Annotated in this window: 26 protein-coding genes; 5 read left to right on the forward strand and 21 right to left on the reverse strand. The window is 41.7% G+C overall.

The features are described 5' to 3' along the window. The gene (nlpI, locus tag ACX5J7_RS06030; protein WP_498706449.1) at positions 1-906 is read right to left on the reverse strand and encodes a lipoprotein NlpI; all 906 of its coding nucleotides are present in this window, start codon (positions 904-906) and stop codon (positions 1-3) included. 94 nt (positions 907-1,000) lie between these two features. Here nlpI and cdd point away from each other — a divergent pair, with 94 nt between their 5' ends. After that, positions 1,001-1,450 carry a cytidine deaminase gene (cdd, locus tag ACX5J7_RS06035; protein ID WP_341456325.1) on the forward strand — a complete coding sequence of 150 codons (450 nt, stop codon included), beginning with the start codon at positions 1,001-1,003 and terminating at the stop codon, positions 1,448-1,450. 100 nt (positions 1,451-1,550) lie between these two features. Here the strand turns inward: cdd and ACX5J7_RS06040 are convergent, their stop codons facing one another. The 14 genes from ACX5J7_RS06040 to ACX5J7_RS06105 form a co-directional block, all read right to left on the reverse strand. After that, complete coding sequence (locus ACX5J7_RS06040) at positions 1,551-2,219, reverse strand: hypothetical protein (protein ID WP_141153933.1); 669 nt, start codon at positions 2,217-2,219, stop codon at positions 1,551-1,553. 2 nt (positions 2,220-2,221) lie between these two features. After that, complete coding sequence (locus ACX5J7_RS06045) at positions 2,222-2,824, reverse strand: RNA polymerase sigma factor (RefSeq protein ID WP_498706451.1); 603 nt, start codon at positions 2,822-2,824, stop codon at positions 2,222-2,224. A gap of 9 nt (positions 2,825-2,833) precedes the next feature. Further along, the gene (locus tag ACX5J7_RS06050; protein ID WP_498706452.1) at positions 2,834-3,526 is read right to left on the reverse strand and encodes a TonB family protein; all 693 of its coding nucleotides are present in this window, start codon (positions 3,524-3,526) and stop codon (positions 2,834-2,836) included. A 322-nt stretch (positions 3,527-3,848) separates the two neighbouring features. Then, a complete protein-coding gene (locus tag ACX5J7_RS06055) occupies positions 3,849-4,154 on the reverse strand; it encodes a hypothetical protein (RefSeq protein ID WP_474116147.1) in 306 nt (101 codons plus the stop codon). A gap of 60 nt (positions 4,155-4,214) precedes the next feature. After that, positions 4,215-4,751 (reverse strand): hypothetical protein, encoded by a 537-nt coding sequence (locus tag ACX5J7_RS06060; protein ID WP_474116148.1) that lies wholly within the window; start codon positions 4,749-4,751, stop codon positions 4,215-4,217. Positions 4,752-4,796: 45 nt separating this feature from the next. Further along, positions 4,797-5,048, reverse strand: a complete 252-nt coding sequence (locus ACX5J7_RS06065) for a hypothetical protein (protein WP_012518328.1) — start codon at positions 5,046-5,048, stop codon at positions 4,797-4,799. Positions 5,049-5,068: 20 nt separating this feature from the next. Next, on the reverse strand, positions 5,069-5,293 hold the full coding sequence (locus tag ACX5J7_RS06070; protein WP_498706454.1) for a hypothetical protein: 225 nt from the start codon (positions 5,291-5,293) through the stop codon (positions 5,069-5,071). 102 nt (positions 5,294-5,395) lie between these two features. Further along, positions 5,396-5,800, reverse strand: coding sequence for an MAPEG family protein (locus ACX5J7_RS06075; protein WP_474116150.1), 405 nt, complete (start codon positions 5,798-5,800; stop codon positions 5,396-5,398). Between the two features lie 33 nt (positions 5,801-5,833). Beyond that, positions 5,834-6,151, reverse strand: coding sequence for a hypothetical protein (locus ACX5J7_RS06080; protein WP_474116151.1), 318 nt, complete (start codon positions 6,149-6,151; stop codon positions 5,834-5,836). A gap of 229 nt (positions 6,152-6,380) precedes the next feature. Continuing rightward, positions 6,381-6,875, reverse strand: a complete 495-nt coding sequence (locus ACX5J7_RS06085) for an AAA family ATPase (RefSeq protein ID WP_474116152.1) — start codon at positions 6,873-6,875, stop codon at positions 6,381-6,383. A gap of 56 nt (positions 6,876-6,931) precedes the next feature. Beyond that, the gene (locus ACX5J7_RS06090; protein WP_333973620.1) at positions 6,932-7,123 is read right to left on the reverse strand and encodes a YHS domain-containing protein; all 192 of its coding nucleotides are present in this window, start codon (positions 7,121-7,123) and stop codon (positions 6,932-6,934) included. Positions 7,124-8,005: 882 nt separating this feature from the next. Next, on the reverse strand, positions 8,006-8,455 hold the full coding sequence (locus tag ACX5J7_RS06095; protein WP_474116154.1) for an acyltransferase: 450 nt from the start codon (positions 8,453-8,455) through the stop codon (positions 8,006-8,008). 108 nt (positions 8,456-8,563) lie between these two features. Continuing rightward, positions 8,564-9,352: a PhzF family phenazine biosynthesis protein gene (locus ACX5J7_RS06100; protein WP_498706456.1), complete on the reverse strand. Its 789-nt coding sequence runs from the start codon at positions 9,350-9,352 to the stop codon at positions 8,564-8,566. 179 nt (positions 9,353-9,531) lie between these two features. Further along, positions 9,532-10,113, reverse strand: coding sequence for a hypothetical protein (locus ACX5J7_RS06105; protein ID WP_498706458.1), 582 nt, complete (start codon positions 10,111-10,113; stop codon positions 9,532-9,534). Positions 10,114-10,278: 165 nt separating this feature from the next. On the opposite strand from ACX5J7_RS06105, the gene ACX5J7_RS06110 reads away from it, so the two are divergent. From ACX5J7_RS06110 to ACX5J7_RS06120, 3 genes are all read left to right on the forward strand, one after another. Beyond that, positions 10,279-11,256 (forward strand): transposase, encoded by a 978-nt coding sequence (locus tag ACX5J7_RS06110; protein ID WP_498706460.1) that lies wholly within the window; start codon positions 10,279-10,281, stop codon positions 11,254-11,256. Positions 11,257-11,401: 145 nt separating this feature from the next. Next, on the forward strand, positions 11,402-11,647 hold the full coding sequence (locus tag ACX5J7_RS06115; protein ID WP_498706462.1) for a type II toxin-antitoxin system CcdA family antitoxin: 246 nt from the start codon (positions 11,402-11,404) through the stop codon (positions 11,645-11,647). Then, complete coding sequence (locus ACX5J7_RS06120; protein ID WP_498706465.1) at positions 11,647-11,964, forward strand: CcdB family protein; 318 nt, start codon at positions 11,647-11,649, stop codon at positions 11,962-11,964. Before ACX5J7_RS06115 ends, ACX5J7_RS06120 begins: the two co-directional genes overlap by 1 nt. Before the next feature lie 117 nt (positions 11,965-12,081). Here the strand turns inward: ACX5J7_RS06120 and ACX5J7_RS06125 are convergent, their stop codons facing one another. Together ACX5J7_RS06125 and ACX5J7_RS06130 are read right to left on the reverse strand one after the other, a co-directional pair. Next, entirely contained in the window at positions 12,082-12,447 is a 366-nt protein-coding gene (locus ACX5J7_RS06125) for a VOC family protein (RefSeq protein WP_498706467.1), read from the reverse strand. Between the two features lie 698 nt (positions 12,448-13,145). Then, positions 13,146-13,733, reverse strand: coding sequence for a PhzF family phenazine biosynthesis protein (locus ACX5J7_RS06130; RefSeq protein ID WP_498706469.1), 588 nt, complete (start codon positions 13,731-13,733; stop codon positions 13,146-13,148). Between the two features lie 380 nt (positions 13,734-14,113). Here ACX5J7_RS06130 and ACX5J7_RS06135 point away from each other — a divergent pair, with 380 nt between their 5' ends. Next, on the forward strand, positions 14,114-15,103 hold the full coding sequence (locus ACX5J7_RS06135; RefSeq protein WP_498706471.1) for an IS110 family RNA-guided transposase: 990 nt from the start codon (positions 14,114-14,116) through the stop codon (positions 15,101-15,103). Between the two features lie 236 nt (positions 15,104-15,339). On the opposite strand, the gene ACX5J7_RS06140 is transcribed toward ACX5J7_RS06135, so the two are convergent. The 4 genes from ACX5J7_RS06140 to ACX5J7_RS06155 all read right to left on the reverse strand — a co-directional run bounded on the left by ACX5J7_RS06140 (position 15,340) and on the right by ACX5J7_RS06155 (position 19,150). After that, positions 15,340-15,942, reverse strand: coding sequence for a class I SAM-dependent DNA methyltransferase (locus ACX5J7_RS06140; protein ID WP_498706472.1), 603 nt, complete (start codon positions 15,940-15,942; stop codon positions 15,340-15,342). Positions 15,943-16,043: 101 nt separating this feature from the next. Further along, positions 16,044-17,030: a PH domain-containing protein gene (locus ACX5J7_RS06145; protein ID WP_498706474.1), complete on the reverse strand. Its 987-nt coding sequence runs from the start codon at positions 17,028-17,030 to the stop codon at positions 16,044-16,046. A 142-nt stretch (positions 17,031-17,172) separates the two neighbouring features. Further along, a complete protein-coding gene (locus ACX5J7_RS06150) occupies positions 17,173-17,670 on the reverse strand; it encodes a hypothetical protein (RefSeq protein WP_498706476.1) in 498 nt (165 codons plus the stop codon). A gap of 985 nt (positions 17,671-18,655) precedes the next feature. Beyond that, positions 18,656-19,150: a super-infection exclusion protein B gene (locus tag ACX5J7_RS06155; RefSeq protein WP_498706478.1), complete on the reverse strand. Its 495-nt coding sequence runs from the start codon at positions 19,148-19,150 to the stop codon at positions 18,656-18,658. Positions 19,151-19,627: the final 477 nt, after the last annotated feature.

The raw sequence follows: 19,627 nt of genomic DNA on the forward strand, positions 1-19,627 counted from the left end.
TTACTCTTCGCTTACCGGCGCGCTCGATGCTCTATCGCGCAAGCGGTTTAGCTCCATTCGAGCGTATCGGTGTTCAACGTAATCAAACACGTTGGTGCTTAGCGCAAGTTTAAAGTAGTTAGATGCCACGCCACTGTTGCCTTGTTGCATATGAAACTTACCCAGATAAAAATACGCTTCGCAAAGCCTATCTGTGAGTGCTTTTTGGCTTTTCACGCCGTCTAACAGAGAATTCAGTACGTCATTTTCGGTAACAGTACCTAGAAACAAGTCGACTAATGTCGTGGCCCAATGCTCGTTATCTAACGTTGGTCGAATTGAAGCTAGGTAAGTCTGCCCTTCTAACGCAGACACATCGTGGTGAGCGAAATAGGCCCACAATGCACGAAACGGGTCACTATCATCTTTTTCCAAAAAAAAACGGTTTAAGTCGTTAGTTGCAAGCTCAGCACGGCCCCCGTAGTACAACGCAATCCCGCGATTTAAGAACGCAAAATCATATTCTGGGTTAATTTCAAGGGTTGAGTCGAACGCGTCGTACGCTTGAATAAAGTCACTTTGTTGAATGTAGTGTATACCCATAGAATTATAGGCTTCGGCCAAGTCTGGCTTAAAGTTGATGGCCTGGGTGTAATCGAACTGAGCGAGACCCGGTAGGCCAACGCTGTCGTAAAGCATGCCACGCTGGAAGTGCAATTCTGCTTTATCTTCGTCGGAAAGCGCAGGGCTGGTAAGCACTTGGTTGTAGCGAACAATGGCCATTTCAGAACGTGGATTAACGGGTGCAGGCTCTGCTAAAAGTAGATTTCCCATTTGAGGTCTTTCAGAAACAGGAGGTGTTTGCGCGCAACCGGTTAAAATAGCAGCGAATAAAGAAAAAAAGATGAGACTAACGTTTCTGCACATGGTAAAAAAGCATTCTATAAAAAAAAGAAAAAACCGCCTGAGTATAAAGTATACGCTTGTCGCGGCGCTAATGCCGCCAACCTTCTCGCATTTGATGATAAAAGTAAAGCGTAATGGGCGGTTAACACAGGTAGCTATGAAGAAAAATAATATAGAAAAACTATCACAACTTGCTTTTGACGCACAGAAAAACTCTCACTCTCCTTACTCTAACTTTAAAGTGGGTGCAGCAGTGTTAACGCCTAGTGGAGAAACCTTCGCGGGCTGTAATGTAGAAAGTGCGGCTTTTCCGTTAGGCCAGTGCGCCGAGGCCACCGCCATTGGCAATATGGTTACACAAGGCCAGAAGCGTATAACACACATCGTTATTGCCAGCCCTAACAATGAATTTTGTTTTCCCTGCGGCGGTTGCAGACAAAAAATCGCTGAGTTCGCGCCAGATGAAACCCCGGTAACCATGGTTAGTCAAAGTGGAGATAAGTTTGAAACCACTATCGGTGAGTTACTTCCAAATGCCTTTAGGGCGCACGATTTAGACAAATAAATTTAATAACTATACCTTGCAACAAACGAGGCTCACACAGTTTCCAAATCTGCCAGCCTCGTTTTTGCGCTCTTGTAGGTCAATACAACGTATTTATATATCAGCACATCAACGGCTTGGTAGACTGCTTAATAGACAGTATCCTTCCCTGACCATCGAATGCTAGCGCTACCTGAGTACCCACGTTGATATCCCCTTCTATACGGCCATTAATATCTAACGATGCAATAAGGCTCTCAGAAACGATAACTTGCTGATTTTCACAATTCACCAATAGCCAATACCCATTTTGCGACTGCAATGTAGCTGGCTGCTCGGTGACTGCTTTAGCCACTAAACTACTCTCTACATATTGGCGAGTATAGGCATTGAAACGCGCTTGATAGTCGTTATTGGCGTTGTTAGCCAACAATTTATCTTCACCTTCAAAGCCGTGGTAGTGAACTATATCTACACTGTGTGCAGCAGTTTGCATACCCTGTGAGTGGCGGCTTTGGAATATTCCAATGTTGTACACCCCCAGCATGGCAACAATAGCAAAAGCCACAGCTGTAAATCGAAGGGTTGATGACGCGAAATAGGTACGAAGGTGCGAAGCCACCGAAGCGAACATACGTTCTGTGGCACTTCCATTTGCTTTAGCCTTGTTGTGCTTAAGCACGTTGGCGCGTACCCGTGCGTTTGCCTTTTGGATTGATGAATCATTTTGCTTGTGGACCTGCTGGCTGCGTCTGAAGGCTTCTTGTAGTTCTTTATCTGAGATAGACATGATTACAATTTCTCCAGCATAGTTTTAAGACTGTCTTTGGCATATCGAATTCGTGTTTTAACCGTTTCTTTTTGAGCGCCGCAGATACTCGCTATTTGTGATAAATTAAAACCTTCTAGCTGTAGCGAGAGCGCCTCTTTCTGTTTGTAAGGCAATTGCTCTAAACAGGCTTTAAACAGATCTTTTTCTAACCCATTAGCCACATCATCTTCTACTGATGACTGTACGCACTTAACCAACTCAGAAGGAGGAAATGTCTCTACAGCTTCATTGCTATATTCGAGCTTGGCGTTCTTACGGAATTCATCAATAAGCGCTCTCCTTCCGATGGTGAACAGCCAAGCTTGGAAATTGTCGCCACTTTTGAATAAATGGCGATGTTCAATCACTTTTATCCATGTACGCTGGCATATATCTTCAGCTATGGTGCTATCACTTAACACCTTAAGAAAATAAAATAGTTTTATGCTGTGTAAGTCAAAAAGTGCGGCTAACGATGCTTCATCACTTTTTGCGCTGTATTGCAGCATTAGCCTTTCACTCACTCCCAGCGCTTTTTCGCGCTTACCTTGAAACAGGCTTTGCAAGCTTGCGCCTATACTCATAGGCTATCCTTATTGTTCTAGTTTGAAATCTAATACTACAACCATACCTGGTTGACTAACAGGTTTACCGTAGTTCAGCTTAGGCTTGTACTTCCATCTTTTAAGCGCTCTGCGTGCCGCTCTATCAAACACACGCTTGGGCTCAGAATCTAATACCTTTATATCAGATACAGCGCCGCTAGCACTTACCGTAAACCCGAGCTTTACCCAACCTTCAACACCATCTCGGCTCGCCTCTGGCGGGTACGTAGGATCAACCCTAAATTGAGGCGTAGCCTGCATATCACCTTGAGCACTATTTAGATTTATTGATAAATCTAACGCAGTATTGGGAACTTGTGTGTTTATGTCGAAATTACCTGGGCCTTCATTTGGCTCGGGGTCAATCTCGACTACTTTTTGCGGTGGCGTTTTAATGACTTGCTCAATTGGCGCAATGGGCTTTTTAGTAATAGTTCGTTCATCTTCAGGCTGGTAAATGATGGGCTCAAAAAACACAGGCGGCGCTTCGCTTATATTCACCTTATCTTGCCTGATAAGCTCTGCCATTAAAACGAATAGCCCGGCAGTTACCGCTCCACCAGCAAGCGCAATAGTGGCAGCGTTTATAGCCCGTTTGTGAAAAGGCGCTTTTGCGAAAGGTACTAGGCTAGGTTGTACCAGACCTTGTGAATTAGCGCGTGGTAGAATTGTTGTTTGCATATTGTTCCCCCTTTTTTCACTAAACGGAGGAACTAAAGAAAAGGGGTGAAAATATTTATTACTTTCCTGCAATTGGCCTTACAGCTTTTAAAGCAAGCTTGGCAGGCCTTTAATCATTATTTTCATCTTGGCGCTTATTTAGCTTCGCTGCTGCCATAAAGCCAATAATAAAAATAGCGAAGATAACCACGCCTACCCAAATCAATACGTTAAAAAGAAAGTCCATGTCATTCCCTAATCACATTTTTATGATTTAACTTTAACACTTATTTGATTGTGTAGGCGAATTAGATCATCCAGCGTATTTACTTCATAAACCATGTTATTCAGATTTTTCTACACCAATAGCCATGACAGACTGATCGTCTTTAATGGCTGGCATTTGATTAACCATCATAACCGTGCCATCAACAGGCGATGTGAGGGTTTCAACAAGATTACCAAAATAGTCGGTGACCGTACCTATCTCCTGCCCAGTTGACACTTTCTCGCCTATCACCACTGAGGCCTTAAAAAAACCGGTTTTTGAGCTTTTAGGGTATTTGATGGTTTCGTAGATAATTGGCTCGGGGTGCGGCTTTGGCTTTTCTGGCAACATCTTTAGAAAATACATAGCGTTTTTTGCCACTTTACCAAGCTTATTCCTCTGCTTTTATCGAGGCTATTGTGTATTTCTATTATTCGATATCTATTTTTCTATATCGAGTGCCGCTCTGTCGAACAAAGTAAAGTAGTCTTCGTTTGCGTATAGCTTTAAAAAGATAGACATAGTAACCGTGTTCAATTCACTCTCAGATTCTTTAAACCCTGTACTTACGTGAAGATCAAAGCCTGTGGGTGACGCAGATTTCATGAATTCTTGAAGTTGAGTGAATTCTTTTATCGCCTTGGGGCTAAGCCCAAGTATATATTCGGTTCGCGAGGGAATATCACTTAACCAACCTGACTCTGCTGGTAGTGTTTTTTCAGATATAACTTCAAGATTGTACTTAAAACTTCTTTCATCTTGCGCTGAACTGACGCCCAAAGTAAGCCAGGTTTTGTCAGGTTTTATTTCCGCGGGTTTGTCTAAGTGAATTTTGGTAAGCAAATGATTAGGGTCGAGTTGGACGAATTTGGCCTCATCAAAAGAACGAAACTCAAGCATCGTCGAAATAGGGATATTAGCGCAACCTGCTACAAAGAATGTGAAAGAAACGAAGATTAATTTTTTAATACTTAACACTAACGGCTACTCTTTGAGGAAACAGCAAAATATTCATTGTCAGACTTACAAAGCTTTTTCTTTTTCGTAAGTTTTCTCAGATTTGTTCCACATTAAGTGGCCAAAAGCGATGCCTGCAATGGGAAAGATGATCAAAGCAATGATTGGGCGTACCCAAATATTTTCTGATGGCTCAATAAACTCCATTAACACGGCCCAAAAGATTGCCGTAGTGACGCCCCACCCTAAAACACCGTTAACTAAAACAAAACGCTGTTTGCCCTTCTCTCGTATTTGGGCCCACTTTTCCATGTTCATATAGATATCCTTTTTTAATATTAAGCAATCAGTACAAGGCAAACAAAAACAACTATTAAGCTAACAAAACCAACAGCTATGGTCCTCCCTCCATCTCTTCCCGTTCGCGGATAATTGCCAAAGGTTAAAAGCTTAAGTACCACATGACCTGTACCTTTTAAAACAAATTCAATGATAGCCTCTACGACTATCCACTTGAGTATTCGAAGTATAAACCGGCCCAGAGGTTCTAAAACGTCTTCCATAACTTTAATGCTCTTTGTTGCTTTTGTTGAATAGTGGCTGTCTTTTAATTTTGTCGCTAACGACGCCCTTTACTCGGTATTCTCGTTCGTCTAACGGCGGGACTATAAGCCAATTTCACCAATAAAAATCAAGGTCCACATAGCCAACACTGCAATAAAATTGATGGTAAACACCATACCACGCAACCTGATGTTATCTGTAAATATTTGAACAATACTGTGCAGCACTCTGCCAATCACAAACACCCAAGCCAAGTAGATTTGCATACCATCTATTGCTTCATCCGTTGCGACAAGCAACACGCAGGCAATGTGAAAAAATATCGGCCATTCAAATTGGTTGCTTAAGTTCGCGCTGATTTTAGGCTTGATAGTGTGAAAAGGGTTTGAGCCGTTTTTGCTTTGCCCTACTCCCCATACGGCCGGTGCGCGAGTTACGGTTAATAACGCATAAAGCAGGACACACCAAACGATGTGAAGAAAAACGGGAGTAAGGAGTGTGTTCATAACTGCTGCTTAGCACCGGTATGTTCTATAATTCTATAAAGAAACTGCTTTAACACGCCGTTCACTGTCTATGTAGTAAAGTGAGTATCCCTTAGCTTTTAATTGTTCTCGCAGCGTTAAAAGGTGCTCTATATCTCTTTCAATCACTATTAGTTTTTTAAAACCTGTTGCATCTATCGCAGAAAGGAAAGCTTCACCATTGGTTTTATCAATCTGCTTACCGTCAACAATATAGCTAGTATCTGTAGACATTAACAACATGCCTTTCCCAGCTGACTTCGGTGGCTTATTAGTAGCGGCACAGCCAATCACAAGAAAACAGATGACAAAGATAAAAATCCAGTTTTTCATAAATGCTAATTACGCCTAAAATCTCGTTGAAACAAAAAAGTAACATTAAGCTTAACGTCTTACCACTACTCCTCATACTTTCTTATCACTGCCACTTTACCACCTTTAATTTCTAACACTTCTAATGTTTTATACTGCAGTTCAATTAGCGCTTTAGTTTGCGGGTGAATGCCCGTACTCGTTGTAGTATATGAAATAGCTATCGCATTGTGTGCGGTTATAACGTGGTTTATGCTTTTAAGTCTGAGGTATTTTGCGTAACCATTCTCTTACTGCCGCTATAGTTTTCATAAAACTGCTTGTGTGCAGTATAAGAGAACGTATCGTCTCTTTTTGTATATTGGCCAATCCAGTCTATTAACATGGATAAATTATCATCTTGAGCTTGTTTGGTCTTGTATTTATGGGGTTCCCAAGGCCGTGCTCTCGCGTTACCAATACACAACTCAACGGGTAAATTCATAAATATTATTTCAGTAGACTGCGCCTCTACAAGCTTAAGCAGGTCTGTGTAACACCCTTCAATTACCCAGGTTTTATTAGAAGCGGTAAAAGCCTGTATCTCTTGAGCCGATTCTTTAATCGACTTCCTTTCTGGCGGGCTTGTAGGTTTCCATGCAAGGGTATCGAGGTCTAAATGTGCTAAACCGTGTGTTTCACACAAACGTCTCGCCAACGTAGATTTACCAGAACCGGAATTTCCGAATATTAAAATTTTAGTCAAATCTCTGTTCCTACTTAAAGCTCTTTAGTATTTGCGATAAGAAAGTGATTAAGCATTTATTTCCCATACTTCTCTTTTATTAACTCGTCAAAGTATTGAGTATCGTTCGGGCATGCTTGGTTGTTTTTCGCAAAATCGCTACTACACCCTGGGTTACAGAAGCCAACCGTATAGCCCCTGTACTCGGTAAGCGAATCGGGCTTTACGGGTTTGCTAGATCTAGGGCAGAACTTATTGATGGATTCCACAGCTTTTCCCTTAAAAGTGCTTAAAACAATGGCTCTACATTGCAAATAAAAAAGCGTAAGCTTCAGTGTTCTCTCGGCATTGAACAAAAAAGTTCGCCGATTGCCCATCCAATTGAAATAGCGCCGATATATGCGATTGGGCTATAAATAATAATTAAGCCGGCACCAATATTTGCTCCACCACCAATATACACAAAAGCCTGCCCGTAAATTACTAGTGTTACTAGCAAAGCAGCTAATGACATAAAGAGTAAACTTCGCTGGCTCAGCTTTTGTTACTGGCCCCTAGAAAAGCTAAAACTAGAAAAGGTAAGCCCGGCAATATCCCCCAATATAGTAGAACAACGGGTGATGCGGACCCGCTGCCAGCAATGAAAGCAGTGAATGAAAGTATGGCACCACCTAGAATATTAAACGCTAACAAAGCGATTCTACTGTTCATATATCAACCTAAATCCTTTTGCACTTGCCGATCAGAAATTAGAAGTAAAGCATGCGCTTATTTAACGCTTTTCTTGTGAATCACCCTTACACAAAAAAAGCCTTATTTTTGATTTACGTCGCTGTGGTTTAAATCGTTACACAACTGGCAATCGATATTCTTTTTAAAATTGTATGCGCGACGAGTGGCAAATATGGCTGTGGAAATAAAAGCCCAGGTTAGTCCAAATGTTACAGAGTAAGAAACCTGTTGACCTTTAATATATCGAACGCTAAAAAACAAAGCAAACAATACGGGCAGAGCAATACTGTATTGAAAAATCCATTTCCGAATTGGCATACATATCCTTTTCAATTATTACTAAGTTAAATTTTTAAGCTAGGCTTGTCGACTAATCAGGATTTCAGGTTTAGTTAGCGGTTCATTGCGAGCGCTTATTGCTAAGCATATAACGTTTCCACGAAGTACGTTACACCTAGCGACAATAAAATAAACGATACATTAATTAATGCTCTAAAAGGCCAACTAATTTTCCCGAACGTTACCCCTGCCCTTTTAGAAACAATAACCACCATCCCCATTAATCCAAACCACGGCGTAAAGAATAAGACGGCTTTCCATTTAACAATTGATACTGCGATATCGTGAAGTGCGCCGCTAACAAGAAATGTAATAAGGGTAGCTAAAGAAATGGGCAGAAAACTCGCAAGTGGACGCATGACATTGCGCGATAAGTAGTAGCCCCAAATTGGGTTCCAATAGTGCCAAAACACCGGAAAAGACGACGCGCCGAAAGCGCGGGAAAGCATGTTCTTCATGGAGCCATTTCCACCTAGTGGAACCCCATTTCGTTTCTTAACATATTGCGCAAGAGACACTGTTCTTTGCATGGTGAGTCAGACCCTAATTGAGTACCGGTTTACGAACGAGTTTAACACTAAAAATCACTAAAAATGACAGGCATAGTTCGAAGATAAAGTGCCTGTCTCCTTTAATAATTAGTTTTGTGGAATACTAATTTCTGCGATCATATAATCCACGTTGTTCCCTGATAGGAATACTCGATCACCTTTGACTTCACATTCCACGCTGCCCGACCGTTTTGACAACTGTCGAGCCCTAAGCTTGTTGCGACCGAGGCGGCTAGCCCAGTATGGCGCAAGTTCACAATGGGCAGAGCCTGTAACCGGATCTTCGTTCACCCGAAGCTTAGGAAAGAAACAGCGGCTGACAAAATCGAACTCGTGTCCTGGCGCAGTAACAACCACACCCCGTAACCCAAGTTCTTTGAGCTTTTCAAAATCCGGCTTTAGTGATTTAATTTCTTCTTCAGAATCAAAAACAACGAGATAGTCGAACCCGGATAGTACTTCCTTCGGGGCTTTGCCGAGCGCATTAACTAGCGTTGAAGGTGCTTCAGTGTTGATAAGCGATGCAGCCGGAAAATCCATACAAAAACCCGTGCCACTTCGCGTAACAGTAAGTGGCCCACTGCGGGTATGGAAAACTACTTCCTGTTTGGTGTAATGCAAATGGGTGTAAAGTACATGAGCCGCGGCAAGCGTCGCATGCCCACAAAGATCAACTTCATCTGCTGGCGTGAACCATCTCAACTCATAGGCATTTCCCATCGGTACGAAAAATGCGGTTTCAGAGAGATTATTTTCTTCAGCAATGGCCTGCAACAAACTATCATCAAGCCAAGCTTCTAGTGGACATACCGCAGCCGGATTACCTTCAAAAACATGGTTTGCAAAAGCATCAACCTGAAACATCTTGAGCTTCATCTATCTTCCTTTTGTTATGGTGAAAGCCTAACGCTAAGGAGTTACGGAACAAATTGGCCGAAATCACTAGATCAATGTTTGAACGTCTTTGCGTATTGCAAAGTGAGAAAATTGGTTCGTAGAATACGGTTATCAGTTATCTCTGAGGTAATTATTCAACTTCTGTAGATTGTATTTTATTACCATCCTGTCATGTAAGACAGACTGCCGCCTTTCAAATGGTTACTCTTTATTTCTAAAGTATCGCCAGAAACTTCTACATAACGGGATAAGTCTAAAGCCTTGAACTCTTCATAAACTCTGACTAGTTCTTTATTCTTAACATCGATTTTATTAATCGTCCACGATAGTCCGTCTCTCTCAACAACGAATATAATGTTACTAAGAAAATTTTCGCTTTGGTTTTCAAAGGTAACGTGAACAGAAACATAGTTATTTGAACTTAACGGAGTCCAGTACTTACTCAGGTCAGTCGTATATTCAACACTACCAAAATCCTTTAAGGCGAGCGTTTTCATTAGGGAAAGTAAAAATAAAAAGCTTTGGTCTTCACAGGATAAATTTTGGACGGCTCTACTTGAACTCTCGAAGTTTAAATGGATACATTTTTCAGCTTCAGAGCGCACCTTTACAGTTTCTAGATAACTTTCTACAAGCTCTTTAGCTCTGTGATTTTCACCTAAGATACTTACCACAATAAGCAACAACACGATGGGGAGCAACCCAACAAATTTCAATAAAACTTTGCTTCTAGATTTCATAAATTCCTTTTAGCGTTCTGACTTTTCAAGAACAATCCTATACGTGTCAAACTAAAAATGACAGGCATAGTTCAACTCGCCTACAAACTGTTCCTTAGTACACTTTCTTTAAACTGAATAGCTATACAAACTAGTAAACAAGTCAACCAGAGTCAGACCGCTCCAATGCCTAAAGCCCGAAAGTCGCAAATTAGTTTATCGGATACGCCCTATTATCACTGTATTTCCCGCTGTGTTCGTCGTGCTTTCTTGTGCGGCGAGGAAAACGGTAGAAGCTTTGAGCATCGTCGCCAATGGATAGAAGACCGTATTCATATTTTAAGTGAGGTGTTCGCCATTGATGTATGTGCTTATGCGGTAATGAGTAATCATACGCACCTGGTATTACACGTAAACAAAGAGAAGGCAGACGCACTGAGTACAGAAGATGTGATTCAACGTTGGCATAAACTGTACAAAGGCACATTAATCTCACAGCGCTACCTATCACCAGATTTACGCAAAGAATTACATGAAACCCAAATTAAAACGGTTGAGTTAACGGCTGAAGTATGGCGTAAAAGGCTATTTGATATCAGTTGGTTTATGCGTGCACTGAATGAATACATTGCCAGGGCCGCAAATAAAGAGGATGACTGTACTGGTCATTTTTGGGAAGGACGGTTTAAGTCACAAGCGCTATTAGATGAGTCAGCCCTTGCCGCCTGTATGGCTTATGTTGATTTAAACCCAGTACGAGCAAAGATGGCCAAAACTCCTGAAACATCGGACCATACCAGCATTAAATACCGTATTAACGCAGCCAGGCTAGGCAAAACACCTAAAAGACTTATGCCTTTTGCAGGCAACTCAAGGCAAGAGATGCCACATGGTTTACCTTTTACCCTTCCAGACTATTTACAGCTTGTGGATATAACCAGCCGATACCTTCATCCAAACAAGCGCGGCAAGGTTCAACATAACCTCCCCCCTATTTTAGAGCGTCTCAATATTGAACACGAACATTGGCTAACGTTAACCACGCAGTTTGAAATCTGCTTTAAGCACGCCGCAGGCAAAGTGATTCACCTAGAGCAATACGCACAAAATCAACATCAGCAACGGGTTCAAGGCCGACAAAGTGCAATGCGATTACTCGGTTAGCTTTGCAGCTCAGTAAAGAGCAAGACGGGCACAAGATATAAACATCTGTACTCAAAAATATCTGTGTTGTTAAGAAGGACTTAGTTCTTTTCAATGCGCATTAGCATGCGTATACTTGATAATCAAGATCATTTGGAGTGATAGCATGCAAGATTTATATGACATCAATGCCCCAAAAAAAGCAACGAATTTAAGCTTAAACAGCGACTTATTACACAAAGCTAGAGACTTAAAAGTTAACCTGTCTGCAACCTTAGAACAGGCACTTAAAGAAAAGTTGAAAAGTGTTGAAGAAGAACGGTGGAAAAAAGAAAATAAAGCTGCCATAGCTGCTTATAACAAGTTTGTCGCTGAGAACGGCTGTATAGGCGATGAGTACAGGAACTTCTAATGGCACAGTTTGATGTTTACAAAAACCCAAGCACAAAAACAGATAAAGCTTACCCCTTTCTTGTAGATGTTCAGAACTCTGTAATTGACCAGTTAACAACAAGGTTAGTCGTACCGCTCACAAAGAATACGACTAGAAACAGTCTTTATATGAAAAAGCTAACGCCGGAAATAGAATTCGCAGGCGTGTCATATCTATTCCTAGCTCAACAACTAAGTTCCATACCCGAAGATGTGCTCAAGGACTGCATCGGTTCATTAGCGCAATCCCGCGAATTGCTAATAGATGCAATAGACTTTGCTATTACTGGGATATAGCCTTCGATTTCAGGCTCCGCCATGTGGACATGACGACGTAATTTGGCCGAAAACGTGCACAAAAGAGCCTGCCCTGTTTAGTCTTCTCCATCCGTGAAACAAATATGCCTGTCTTGTTTAGTATGACGGCGGCGACAAGCGGTTCTCGCCAGCCCAGAACAGTTTAATTTTGTTGCCTGAAGGGTCTTTTAACACAGCCTCTTTCCATAAATACCGCTGTTCTGTAGGTAGTTGCTCGAAAATAACTCCGTTTGCAACTAATGATTCTGCGAGCATATCTAGTTTTTCGGTCTCGAAGTAGATGATAGCACCATTTTTAAACTCTTCTAATTCCAGAGAAAGAGAAAAAGTGGAGTTACCTTTAGGGCAGGAAAACCTCGCATAGTGCGGTGTATCTACGATTTGAATAAAACCAAGAACCAGATAAAACTTTACGGCTTCTTCCATATTTTTTACTGGAAGAGTGACTTGGTTCATTTCCATTTAAACCTCCAAGTGGCTACCCCCCCACTAAGGGGCGAGAATACATGGGCTAAAATTAGGAACGAAGTGACGCAGCCCATGGGTTAGCGTCCCAGCGAGATAATTGGACTCCCCAACCCAAAGTACCGCAAACATGCCTGTCTTGTTAAGTAGGATTCATATTTAGTGGCTAACTTTAAAATTGAGGGCGCAGACACGTGTGCAATAGACACAAACATGCCTGTCTTTTTTAGTCGTTCCAGACTACTTACAGCTTGTAGATATAACCAGCCGATATATTCACCCAAACAAGCGTGGCAAGGTTGAGCATAACCTACCCTCTATTTTAGAGCGCCTCAATATTGAACAAGAACATTGGATAACATTAACCACGCAGTTTGAAACCTGCTTTAAGCAGGCCGCTGGCAAAGTGATTCACCTAGAGCAATACGCACACAATCAACACCAGCAACGGGTTCAAGGCCGACAAAGTGCAATGCGATTATTAGGTTAGCCTTGCAGTTTAATAGAGAGTAAGATGGCCACAAAATATATACATCTGTACACAAACATGCCTGTCTTGTTTAGTCTACCAATCCAAAGTACCGCAAACATGCCTGTCTTGTTAAGTATTACGTAATGTGCCCAGAGAAGTGCACAAACATGCCTGTCTTATTTAGTCCCAAACATGCCTGTCTTGTTTAGTAATCTTATCGTAATTAGATGCTTGCTGTATGGGATTCATATTTAGCCCTGTGCGTAACTTTAAGATATGGGGGCGCAGACACGTGTGCAGTAGACACAAACATGCCTGTCTTGTTTAGTGGTTTTAGTGATTTTATTTCTTCTTCAGAATCAAAAACAACTAGATAGTCAAACCCGGATAGTACTTCCTTAGGGGCTTTGCCGAGCGCACTAACTAGCGCTGAAGGTGCTTCAGTGTTGATAAGCGATGCAGCCGGAAAATCCATACAAAAACCGGTGCCACTTCGCGTGACAGTAAGTGGCCCACTCCGGGTATGGAAAACTACTTCCTGTTTGGTGTAGTGTAGATGAGTGTAGAGTACATGAGCCGCAGCAAGTGTAGCATGCCCACAAAGATCAACTTCATCTGCTGGCGTGAACCATCTCAACTCATAGGCATTCCCCATCGGTACGAAAAATGCGGTTTCAGAGAGGTTATTTTCTTCAGCAATGGCCTGCAACAAACTATCATCAAGCCAAGTTTCTAATGGGCATACGGCAGCCGGATTACCTTCAAAAACATGGTTTGCAAAAGCATCAACCTGAAACATCTTAAGCTTCATCTATCTTCCTTTTGTATGCTGAAAACCCAACGCACAAACATGCCTGTCTTATTTAGTAAACATGCCTGTCTTGTTTAGTATTGTCAGTTGTAAAAAAGATGACTGTTTTGTTTAGTCTTTAGTCTATCGAAGGGAGCGAGTTTAGCGTTTGTATGGATAATTATTCCCTAAATTCACCACATTTCCTTTTCAAAGATGGGTAAAGTGAGGCCCAGACTTTGGCTGCAACCAAAGTTGGCTGCGTGGTAGTTCGATTAAGCGAAGGCTCCTCAATTGAGAGACCGATAACAAACATGAACGCCACACAGTGCTCCAAGCAACATACTCGAATAGTCGACTGGGCCTCGAGCTCGCATTTAGCAAACCAGAGTTAGCTTATTATGAATAAATTAGTAGTGCAAAACTTAAACGTGGGTGTAGATGTAGGTAAAGATTTTCTCGATATACACATTCGGCCTTTGGGCGAATACCTCAAAGTGAGTAACGATAAGAAAGGCATAGGGGAGGCGATAAAGAGGCTAAGGAAATTGACCGTTGAGCGTATAGTCATTGAGGCAACAGGGCGCTATGAAATTGCCTTTGTGAGTGCTTGTGCGAAAGCAGCATTACCTTTTAGTGTCGTAAATCCTATTCATGTTAAACGCTTTGCTGGCGCCATTGGCCGTAAAGCTAAAACGGATAAACTTGATGCGGCGTTGATAGCGCATTTTAGTGAGGTAATTCAACCTGCCTTGTCGACACTAAAGCCCGAGAACATTCAGAAGATGGCTGACACTGTAGCCCGCAGAAATCAGCTTTTAGAGATGCAGACCCGTGAGAAAAACCGCCTTCAAATCATGCCGAAAACTGTTCAATCAAGCATAAAGGCAATATTAACAGTTTTGAAAAAGCAAATTCAAAAGATGGACGACGAATTAGCTGATTTAATTGAAAGCTGTCCAGAATACCAAGCAAAAAGTGAACTGGTTCAAAGTATGCCAGGGATCGGAAAGGTGTCAGCTGCGGCTTTCATCAGTTATTTACCAGAGCTTGGTATGATGAATAGTAAACAAGTGGCCGCCCTTGTTGGCGTCGCACCAATGAACAAGGAAAGCGGTCGCTACAAAGGTAAGCAAGTTACTCAAGGTGGCCGACACCAAGTTAGAACCGTTTTGTTTATGGCAATGATGTCAGCGATGCAATGCAACGCTAAATTTAAAGCCACTTATGAGAGGCTGGTAGCCGCAGGTAAGCCGAAAAAAGTCGCCATCATTGCCTGTGTTAGGAAGATGGTTGTCATATTAAACTCAATGGTTAGAGATGGTGTAATGTGGGAAAAAAGAGCGAGTTTAAACAACTGGAGATGCAGAGTGGTGGCGTTGCTGAGCTGATGAAAAGCCAGTTGCTAAAGCCGTTTAAACTACCGAAAAAGTAAGCCGTAAATACAACCTAGCGAAACAGCCTTGATGCTGTAATGTCACTGCTGAGACTACTTTTTTAATGCTGTAAGTAAATGACGCCTAACGCTAAGCTTTGGGGCGCTAACGCGTGGGCTAAAATCCGAACGAAGTGAGTCAGCCCACGTGTTAGCGTCCCAACGACCGAAGGGAGTGGCAACAGCGTTTTGTTAGGCACGTTTTTGTGCGACCACGTATAAATGTTTGTTTGGAAAGTCATCATTTTCCAAGTGTCGACACACGCAGTTGTGACTTCCCAATAACTTTAAAAGTGCTGGAATGCCAAGAGCTGCATGATATAAGTCTTGACCTAAAAATGGATTGCTACCATCACCTTTTTCATCGACCGCCCCACTTGTAAAAATTATTACGCCATCCACTTCCAGATGCTCAAGGAGTTTACCAATTACACTTTCTTGGTTTTCTAGGGGCACATGCCAAATACTATCCCACGCCGATATGAACGCATATTTGTTACTTGGAACCCAGTTGCAAATATCTGCATGATGGAATATGACTTTAGGATGCCTTATTTTAGCAAGCCTTAGCATCTCGGCTGAAAGGTCCAGCCCCTCAACATCATATCCATACTTTAATAATAAATCGATTATACGTCCGCTGCTACCGCAACCTATATCAATAGCTTTTCCCGTCTTCGAGGCAAAGTTAAGCGCTCTCTTATGCTGAGAAATACCATTTTCTCTATTGAAGCGATCGCTATTCCAATGCTCTGCAATCTTATCGTAATTGGATGCTTGCTGTATGGGATTCATATAAAGTGCCTAACGCCCTGTTAATGGGCAAAATATAGTTGGCTAAAATAAGCGACGAAGGAGCAAAAGCCAACTGTATTTTGTCCTTGTTAAACAGCTTGTTATAACGATTTTCCTCGGTACTTTTCTATAGTTGAAATAAACTCATTAGGTGAATCTACGCCTAAATATATTAACTTACCGGAATTGAGCTTAATCTCTATATTTGGGTTACCTGCCAAATTGAACCTATTAACATTACCTGACCTACGTATAAAATTTGAATTAGGTTGTATGTGATTAATTTCACTTAAAGCAATTCTTAATGGGTTCCATATGCCATACCTTACAATAATACTGTCTGGAACAATTGAAATAGGTCTAATTGCAATCGCTTTATACTCTGCAATAAAAAAGACTACTAAACCTAGAAGAGTTAAGCCTGTTGTTAAATTGGCCGCAATCGGTGACCACAAAAAATGTAACAACAAATGCATAATGGGTAATTCAAATAAAATAATAAGAATAAAGCCTAATTGATTACTTTGAGCTCCATCTTTTTTATGGCAGCTAAAATGACTATCACCAGTAAAATTTTGCTGTCGTATCTTTTTGGAAAATAATGCGTATGTCCAAACTCGCGCCTCAAAAGAGAGCAATGAGCTTATAGCACCTTTACCTAGAACTCTTTCAATTGGCTTTGATATAGCCAAATCTGGATCTTTATCTTTGGTAAGAGAAGCTTTGATAGCAAAAAAGACTGTCAAAATAGTGGTAACTTCCAAAACAATAAACGCCGCAATAGCAAGATAGCGCAACGATTCAAGGTAAGGCCATACAACCTTCGAGCTTTCAGGAATAACAAAGCTACCAAGTAATATAATTAAACAACTGTAGGCAACAGCTTTGATAGCAGCTTCTTTCTTATCTTTAACAAACCAAAAGCATAAAATAGGTAAGACAACTAAGCCATCGATTAGCAAAAGCCATTCTGGTTTTTCTACGCCATATCCATTGAGAGCATTAGAGCTTTGATAAAAAAAAGCCCAAAAAACAGAAATAACAGCAAGAAATATAAATGGGATATTCTTTTTAGCTAAAGTTAGCACCGATACTCCTTATCGTTATAACGCCCAACTTTGGGGCACAAATACATGGGCTAAAATAACGAGCGAAGCGAGGGAGCCCATGTGTTTGTGTCCCAGCGAACGCAGTGAGCGCCAACAGTTGTTTGTTAGCAGCCAATGCCACTCAAACCTTGTCGATTTTTAAAATTCCGTTTTCCTGTTTAGGCAGGTAAACAATAGTTACACACTGTCCGTTTTTGATGAACGTGCCATGCTCCCGATTGGCAAAAAAGTATCTTTCAGTAGCGTAATCGTTGTATTTGAATTTTACACCTGAAACAAAGAACATTTCTTCCCTGCTATTACCTTGTATTATTTTGTGGTCGGTTATACAGCCTGATATGGCCTGAGTTTGATTCGCCAAAATAGCATTTTGAATATGATGTATCTCACGACTGTTAAGAAATACTGTGGCAAATGCAATCAACCATATGCAAGCAGTTACAATCGCGATGTGCTTAGCTTTTAACTTGGCTATAGTTGAAAGTGATCGCAAGAAACTCGTGAACTTAAAAATTGCTATAAGGACAATGCCCACGGTAATTAAGCTAATTAGATCAAAATTCAGGTTAATTGCCTCCACATTACTAACGAAGTAGGTGTTGCTTGAAGGTTCTAACATCGTACTCAACTTAAATTCTGTACACTGGCTGGCTGCTAACACCCTGCTTAGGGGCGCAAACACATGGGCTAAAATTTAGGAGCGAAGCGACGCAGCCCATGTGTATGCGTCCCAGCGAGCCCGCGAGCGGCTACAGCAGATTGTTATATTTAATGCTTGCGTCCCAAATGAATTTACAAAGAGCAAATGGATAAATCTGAGAAGCGAATATCTGAAAACAGCGCTAATTAGCCGTTTACTACTTCACAGCAACGTTACTATTTATCTTTGTTGATTTGGGAAAACATCCAGAAATAAAGCCCGCTAAGCGCTAAAAAGATCAGCGCCAAGACAGTCAGAGTTACAACTGCCCCAACAGAGTCTGCTGAAATGGCCATACAAATGAACATTAACCCCATTATGCCAATTGCTAGCGGAAAACGATAACTCTGCAAGGAAACATCCTTTTAAATATAACTTTAAGCTTTGGGGCGCTAGCACGTGGGCTAAAATCCGAGCGAAGCGAGCCAGCCCACGTGTTAGCGTCCCAGCGACCGAAGGGAGTGCCAACAGCGTTTTGTTAGGCGTACAAAGGAAAGTACGCAGCTTTGCTGCCACCACTAGCCGATAAGGCCACTTATTTAAATTATTGAAATTAAGATAAAACAACCCTGTGCGAAATGCCAGATGTTAAGGACATTGCTGGATAAAAGAGCGAGTTTAGAAGACTGGTGATGTTGAATGTTGGCGTTACGGTGTTGATGAAAAGCACGTTGCTAAAGCCGTTGTAACTACCGAAAAAGTAAGCTGTAAAGGCAACCTAGCGAAACAACCTTGATGTAGGAATGTCACGGTTTAACCCACATTTTAATGCTGTAAGTAAATGACGCCTAACGCCCAACTTTGGGGCACAGACACATGGGCTAAAATACGACGCGGAGCGACAGGAGCCCATGTGTTTGTGTCCCAGCGAACGCAGTGAGTGCCAACAGTTGTTTGTTATGCACTACTCAAGACATCCTGGGTGCTCCATTAGATATTCCAGTGCCCAAGGCTGGATGTTAAAGGGAAAAACATCGTAATGATCAGCTATGTTTGACGCCCTGTATACAACCATTGCTGAGACCAATCCATTGACCATGCCATTAGATACTGAAGCACATTGAGTTCTTGTGTTATGTGCCAAATAATAAGAAAGAAAGGCTTTCTCGTCTTCGCTTAATTGGTGCAGACGCTTCTGATATTTTTTTAGGTTAATACGCCATTTGAGCTTTTTAATAACCCACTTACTTGCGGGTGCCACGATATCGGCAACAATTATTGCAATAGATATTAGCCAAATAACTCCCACCCAAGTCTTCAGTGTCTCTCTTGCTTCTTGTAGACCTAAATCGTTTAATAATTCATTGCTACCGAAGAGGAATATCGAAGACACTACTAATAGGATAAAAGCATGTTTTGTATTGAGTTTTAGCCAATTTGATATGTCACTGAACTGCAAAAAAACCTCCTTGTGCATAACGCTAAGCTTTGGGGCGCAGGCACGGGGCTATAATCGCGAAGCGGCCCCGTGTTTGCGTCCCAGCGACCGAAGGGAGTGCCAACAGCGTTTTGTTAGGCGTACAACTGAAAGTACGCAGCTTTGCTGCCACAACTAGCCGATAAGGCCACTTATTTAAATTGTTGAAATTAAGATAAAACAACCCTGTGCGAAATGCCAGATGTTAAGGACATTGCTGGATAAAAGAGCGAGTTTAGAAAGCTGGTGATGCAGAATGTTAGCGTTGTGATGTTGATTAAAAGCGCGTTGCTAAAGCCGTTGAAACTACCGAAAAAGTAAGCCGCAAAGACAACCTAGCGAAACAGCCTCAATGGTGGAATGTCACGTCCGAACCTACTTTTTAATGCTGTAAGTAAATGCCGCCTAACGTTAAGCTTTGGGGCGCTAGCACGTGGGCTAAAATCCGAGCGAAGCGAG

It is taken from the genome of Alteromonas infernus, assembly GCF_902705815.1.